At 37.3% G+C, this 6,851-nt stretch carries 7 protein-coding genes; 1 reads left to right on the plus strand and 6 read right to left on the minus strand.

Going from position 1 to position 6,851, the window contains the following annotated elements; all coding sequences use genetic code 11:
• Positions 1-2: 2 nt before the first annotated feature.
• The 6 genes from nagA to dhaK all read right to left on the minus strand — a co-directional run bounded on the left by nagA (position 3) and on the right by dhaK (position 4,980).
• Entirely contained in the window at positions 3-1,163 is a 1,161-nt protein-coding gene (gene nagA, locus DL897_RS11435) for an N-acetylglucosamine-6-phosphate deacetylase (protein ID WP_168188771.1), read from the minus strand.
• 142 nt (positions 1,164-1,305) lie between these two features.
• Entirely contained in the window at positions 1,306-1,803 is a 498-nt protein-coding gene (locus DL897_RS11440) for a PTS sugar transporter subunit IIA (RefSeq protein ID WP_113659271.1), read from the minus strand.
• Positions 1,804-1,839: 36 nt separating this feature from the next.
• The gene (locus tag DL897_RS11445; RefSeq protein WP_113659272.1) at positions 1,840-2,682 is read right to left on the minus strand and encodes a PRD domain-containing protein; all 843 of its coding nucleotides are present in this window, start codon (positions 2,680-2,682) and stop codon (positions 1,840-1,842) included.
• Positions 2,683-2,944: 262 nt separating this feature from the next.
• Positions 2,945-3,343, minus strand: coding sequence for a dihydroxyacetone kinase phosphoryl donor subunit DhaM (gene dhaM, locus DL897_RS11450; protein WP_113659273.1), 399 nt, complete (start codon positions 3,341-3,343; stop codon positions 2,945-2,947).
• A gap of 2 nt (positions 3,344-3,345) precedes the next feature.
• Entirely contained in the window at positions 3,346-3,969 is a 624-nt protein-coding gene (gene dhaL / locus DL897_RS11455; RefSeq protein ID WP_240627388.1) for a dihydroxyacetone kinase subunit DhaL, read from the minus strand.
• A gap of 24 nt (positions 3,970-3,993) precedes the next feature.
• Positions 3,994-4,980 carry a dihydroxyacetone kinase subunit DhaK gene (gene dhaK, locus DL897_RS11460; protein WP_113659275.1) on the minus strand — a complete coding sequence of 329 codons (987 nt, stop codon included), beginning with the start codon at positions 4,978-4,980 and terminating at the stop codon, positions 3,994-3,996.
• Between the two features lie 447 nt (positions 4,981-5,427).
• Here dhaK and DL897_RS11465 point away from each other — a divergent pair.
• A partial coding sequence (locus tag DL897_RS11465) for an IS1182 family transposase (protein WP_240627389.1) occupies positions 5,428-6,851 on the plus strand: 1,424 nt, incomplete at its 3' end.

Below are 6,851 nucleotides of genomic sequence, written 5' to 3' on the forward strand. Positions count from 1 at the left end.
TATTACGCCTCCCGATATACTTCTTTTCCTTGAATCATGGTTAATCGAACATCAAATGTATTAGATAGTATCACCAGATCTGCATCTTTTCCTACTTCTAAACTCCCTTTCGTTGCCGAAATTCCTAATTTCTGTGCAGGTGCTGTTGATGCCATATAAATTGCATCAGTAATCGGAGTTTGAAGTCCTTCGATCAGATTTTTTACCGCTCGATCTAAAGTAAGTGTACTACCTGCTAAAGTCCCATCCTCTAAACGGGCAATACATTTTTGTACTAACACAGTCTGCCCACCTAGTTCATATTTGCCATCTCTCATCCCTACTGCTCGCATTCCATCACTAATTAATAATAATTTGTCACGGCCTTTAATGCGGTATGCCAATTCTACTGCTTTTGGATGAGAGTGAACAAAGTCAGCGATAATTTCACAGGTCATTTCTTCCTTTGTGAATGCTGCACCTACTACGCCAACTTCCCGATGGTGTAGACCTCTCATCGCATTATATAAATGGGTAAAATGGGTTGCTCCGCATTGAGCTGCTTGGTTTACATCTTCTAAAGTGGCATCAGTATGACCAATAGAGCAGATAACTCCTTTATTAGTAAGTACTTTAATTGCTTCAAGGGCTCCTGAGATTTCCGGAGCAATCGTTACAAATTTTAGTTGATCTCCTGTAATTTTCCAGATATCTTCAATCTGTTCCAGCGTTGGATCAATAATATCTTCTTCTTTTTGAGCTCCTTTATGTTTCTTATTAATCCATGGACCCTCTAAATGAATCCCTAAAACCTGAGTAAATTCATTGGCGGTTTCTTGAAATGAAATGATATTTTGTAAAGCTCGATGGATATATTTCATCGGCGCAGTCATCGTTGTAGCCAAAAAACCGGTTACACCATACCGGGATAAGCTTTGAGTAATTTCATGCAAGGCCTTTGGTGTAGCATCCATGACATCGAAGCCGGCATTACCATGAATATGAACATCAATAAACCCTGGACAAATAAAATGATCTGAATAATCGATCCATCTTTCATGACCATCTGGAGTGTATTCATGCTCTTTGCCAATAAATTCAATTCTTCCGTCATTAATAACCAAGATCCCTTGCTTGATAACGTGGTTTCTTTGTACCACGTTTCCCTTTAACACCGTTCTCATTTTTTCACCACACCTTTTGAGCATGTTGGTATGATTTGATTAAAAACTTAAAGATATAACGATACCTAGAGCTCATCGTTTATGATTAAGCGAAATTTAACCCTACACAAAAACGATGAGCGGCTGTTTTGTATGACAACCTCTATTTAAGTAAAATACTTAGGATCTCGTCTTCTCCAGCTATTACATTACCAGTTGCAAGTACTTTTTGTTCAGCTACCACTTCACCATTTGTAATGACTATCGGTGTACTAATTGCAAAGCCAGACTCCTTTAATAGATTTAAGTCAACGGTGATCAAGCGTTCCCCTTGTTTCACTTCATCACCTACTTCTACATAAGCGTTAAATCCTTTTCCGTCCAACTTAACGGTATCAATCCCAATATGGATTAAGATTTCAAGCCCTTCTTTGGTAGTGATACCGATGGCATGATGGGTATCAAACAAATGAGTGACTTTACCACTAATAGGTGCTACTACTTCTCCTTGTGTTGGTACGATTGCTAAACCATCTCCAGCCATTTTCTGAGCAAAAACGGGATCTTCCACTCTTTCGATTGGTATAATTTCTCCAGTAAGTGCTGCAACTAATTTGACTTCTTTATCATTCTTTTTTTGACCAAACAGTTTCTTAAACACCTAGTACCCCTCCTAAATATCTTAAACCAATCACTTTTACTCATCCTTTAGGCGATATAAATGCATAGCCAGATACCCTATTTCAGCTTCTGTAACGCTTACATTTAATCGATTAGAAATAAGTGTCACGATTTCTCGGGCTAGTTGAAACTCTTCAGGTAAATTGGTTTTAATGGACTCTATAAATGGATGGGACAAGGATCTTTTTTGCCTGAGTCTTTCTATCAAAAATCGTAAATGCATAAGGAGTCGAATATATCCCATACTGCTTTTATCAATCGTAATACCCATTTCTCTTATGATCTTGTCAATTACTTCATAAACAACTGAGGTTAGCTGAACTGTTTTAGAAACTGGATAGTTACTAATCGCTGAATGAATATGTAGAGCCAAAAAACCAATTTCACTTTCAGGTATTTCGATTTGAAAAGAATGGCTAATCATTTCTGCTGCCTTTTTAGCTAAAGAAAACTCTTTAGAATATAATGCTTTAATTAAGTAGAGAAACGGATTAGTGATTTCCATGCCATTACGCAACCGATCCATGGCAAATTGGATATGTTCGGGCAGCGCAACATGGATATGCTCATTAATCTCTCCTTGAAATTCTTTACTAATTAAGCCAATAATCTCTTCCGAAATTCCAATCACTTCCTGATCGATGTGATCAATCAGGCTATGGTATTTTTTGACATGAGTTTCATCCTCTAAGCGGAATTTCTTTTCAATTCTTTGATCATGATAAGGAATTTTATTACCGCTTTTTTGGCGAAATCCAATTCCTTTACCTAATAAAACGACTTCATTACCTGACATTTCTCTGACCCAAACCACATTATGGTTCAATACGCGAACAATTTCGTATTGATTCCTGCCCATCAAAATACATCACCAAATTTCCCAGTAAGTTCAACCATCTATAGTATTTGTATTTTAACTTATTCAAAACAAAAAAGCCGAAAAAAGATCAGTCTGTTGACCTTTCTTCGGCTCATGCCTGCATGACCAGTAACACGCCAATCAATATTTTCATGTTATCTTTAATATACTGTTACTGTCATCTTTTTGTCAATACTAGGATTATACAAACTGATTTCCAACCATTGTAAAAAATATTTTGCTTTTTATTCATTTAAAAATATCATAATGAAGGAACTTTATTTAACTGTTTAGCTCTTTCCGCCGCACGAAGTACTTCTTCAACGGTACCACCACATCCTGATTGTACAACTGCACCATAAGCACCTTCGACTAACGGAGCATTTGCAATTCTGACCTTTTTATCCTTATCAATCCATTCTAGAGCTAACTCTGTATTTAAAAAGGCACTTCCAAGGTCAAATAAAATCACAACTCCCTTATCCGAATAAACCTCTTCAACCGCATTTTTAATTTTAAGTGCACTCGTCCCAAGTCCTCCATCTTCATCGCCTCCTGCAATAGCGATGGGGACATCTCTTTGAATTTGAATCAACATTTGTTGTAAACCGTGAACAAGTTCATAGCTATGAGAGACCAATACAATTCCCACCATATTCATTCTTACTCTCCTCTATCCAATGTTTCACATAGTGCTATAAATAGGTAGGTCGAAGAAACCGCTCCAGGATCTAAATGGCCAATTGAACGTGACTCTAAAAAAGCAGCTCGCCCTTTTTTAGCCACAAGCTCTTTTGTCTTCTCCATTTGTTCAAATAAAAATTGCTGAACTTTCTCCCAAGATACTTTTTCTATATGTTCATTTAAATAGTCGGCAAGAGGTTGCCAAATATCTAGCATTGTTTTATCACCAACCTCTGCTCGTCCTCTTGCTTTTATCCCCATTGCCCCTGCTTCAATTACTTGTGCAAGTTCGGCAAGTGATATCAACTTTTTCCCTTTACACACCTTTGCCATATGAACAAAAGCGCTGCCATATAGAGCTCCAGACGCTCCTCCTACTTTCGCAATTAAGGCCATGCCTATTTTTTGAAAGACTTCACCTAAATCTTCTTTACTTTCATCTGGACTTAGATTCTGGATAGCCGCATCAAGTCCGCGAGCTAAATTAATACCATGGTCTCCGTCACCAATGGCTTGATCCAGCTCAGTTAGTTTATCTTTCGTTGCTACAATCTTTTGGTGTGTAAGCTGTATCCATTTAACAACATGTTCAACTTGTATCACTTTTGAAGCCCCTTTCATTATGCTTTACCATGCAATCGTTTGGGCAGGTTGATCAAGTAATTCTGCTAATACATTATCTAGCTTTAGGAACGTTACTGAACAGCCAGCCATTTCTAACGATGTCATATATTCACCTACAAAGGTACGATGAACTTGAATCTTACTTTCTTGCAAAAGCTGAGATACTTTCCGACTAACAATATATAATTCCATCATAGGTGTAGCTCCAAGTCCATTGACCATTACAGCCACCCGGTCATTTGCAGCAAGAGGCATCTCTTTTTGCAAATGAGAAACTAAGACACTTGCAACTTCATCAGCACTTACCACTTTTTTCCGTTCAATGCCCGGCTCTCCATGAATCCCCATTCCCATCTCCATCTCATCCTCTGGAAGTTCAAAACCAGGCTTTCCTACTGCTGGAATAATACATGAACTTAATGCCATCCCCATACTCTTCGTCTGTAAAATTACTCTATCAGCTATTTGCTTTACTTCATCTAGTGAAGCTCCTTGTTCTGCAAGTGCACCAGCAATTTTATGTACAAAAATGGTGCCAGCTATTCCTCTTCTTCCCACTGTATAAGTACTGTTTTTTACTGCCACATCATCATCAACGACTACTTTTTCAACTAAGATTCCCTCTGCTTCTGCAAGTTCCATAGCCATCTCAAAGTTCATAACGTCACCAGAATAGTTTTTTATAATCAATAGTACACCTTTACCACGATCTACCGCCTTAATCGCTTCTAGGATTTGATCAGGAGTTGGAGAGGTGAAAACTTCACCAGCAACAGCAGCATCAAGCATTCCGGTCCCTACAAAGCCACCATGAGCTGGTTCATGTCCACTACCTCCACCGCTTACCAAAGCTACTTTTGCGTTATTTAAATCAGTTCGTACTAATATATTTGTATCATTTAGTTTTCTGATGATTTGTGGATGTGCTAAAGCCATTCCTTCAATCATTTCTTGCACAACATAATCGGGGTGATTGATCAATTTTTTCATGGAAAAACACCCTTCCTAATTTAATTAAAATTTTCTATAATATATTCTTTTTAGAGACTACCCTCGAATAAGGCCGTTCTTCGCTTCTTTACTCACTCCCGAAGTCTTAATCGGTCCATCGAGTTTCTAAGGAACTCTTGTCCCTCCCCGGAAAGGTTGATCTTATCAAAAATGCTTCACGGGCTTCATCTAGTAATGATCTAGGTTTGGAATTGAATGATGCAATATGCTCTTTTATAATGCCTATTAATAATTTTCATTATAACACAAATTGTTTCAGACCACTTCCATGGAATTGTAAATATTCCCTAATAATTAATAAAAAATAAAGAGACCAGCTAGCTGGTCTCTTTATTCCAGCTTGTCGACAAAGTTCATTTTTGAACAGGTCGACAAGCTTTTTTTGTCGAATAAAGAAAGTAGAAAGTTATAAATGGGGGATGTTTTGTGTTAACCAAACGAGGGGAAAATGGTCGACATCAGATGGAGATTATAGCATTAGATGATTTGGTACCTGCGGACCATTTGGTCCGCAAAATCGAAGAAAGCATCAATTTTGACTTTATCTATGATCTTGTTGAAGACTATTACTGTTTGGATAATGGACGTCCCAGTATTGATCCAGTTGTGTTAATCAAAATGGTATTAATTCAGTATTTATTTGGTATTCGTTCCATGAGACAAACAATCAAAGAGATAGAAACCAATGTGGCTTATCGTTGGTTTTTAGGCTACGGGCTTACAGAAAAGATCCCCCATTTTTCAACATTCAGCAAGAATTATATTCGACGTTTTCAAGAGACAGATCTATTTGAAGCTATTTTTTATCGTATTTTACAAGAAGCAATTGATCATGGATTTATAAATCCTGAAATTCTTTTTATTGATTCAACTCATGTAAAAGCAAGTGCAAATAAGAAAAAATATGTTAAGAAAGCAGTTCGGGCACAAGCCCGAACCTACCAAGAACAGCTTCATCAAGAAATCAATCAAGATCGGATTGCTTCTGGAAAAAAGGCTTTAACTCCTAAGACATCAGAAGAAATTAAAGAAAGAAAAGAAAGTGTAACTGATCCAGAGAGTGGATATTTTGTTAAAAATGAGAGAGAGAAACTTTTTGCGTATTCCTTCCATACTGGCTGTGATCAAAATGGCTTTGTCTTAGGAGTTATTGTTGAGCCAAGTAATATTCATGATAGTCAGGTTTTCCCATCTCTTTATCAACAAATTAAAACCAATGTTGCGCAACCGCTCGCGGTTGCAGTAGATGCAGGTTACAAGACACCTTTCATTAGCAAAATGTTAATAGAAGATAATGTACGTCCTGTAATGCCTTATACAAGACCTCAAACGAAAAAAGGCTTCTTTCGTAAGCACGAATATGTTTATGATGAGTATTATGATTGGTACATATGTCCTGCTAATGAAACACTAACTTATCGTACCACTACCCGTGAAGGTTATCGTCAATATGTCTCTCAATCAAAAATCTGTAAAGATTGCCCGTTTCTCTCACAATGTACCAACAGTCAAAATCATACTAAACAAATACATCGTCATATATGGCAAAGTTATTTAGATGAAGTTGAACATCTTCGACATACAGATCAAAATAAACAAATTTATAGTAAACGAAAAGAAACGATTGAACGAGTTTTTGCAGATATGAAAGAAAAGCATGGTATGCGTTGGACGACGCTTCGTGGGAAGCGCCGAATTCAAATGCAGGCGATGCTACTTTTCGCTGCCATGAATTTAAAGAAACTCGCCAATTGGCGATGGAAAAACCATCGCCTTCATCGATTTTTTTATCAATTAATTAGTAAACCCCTTCTGAAAAACAAATTCAGAAGGGGTTTATCTACAGTCTG

Source organism: Thermoflavimicrobium daqui, assembly GCF_003313465.1.
In the GTDB taxonomy this organism is placed as follows: Bacteria; Bacillota; Bacilli; order Thermoactinomycetales; family Thermoactinomycetaceae; genus Thermoflavimicrobium; species Thermoflavimicrobium daqui.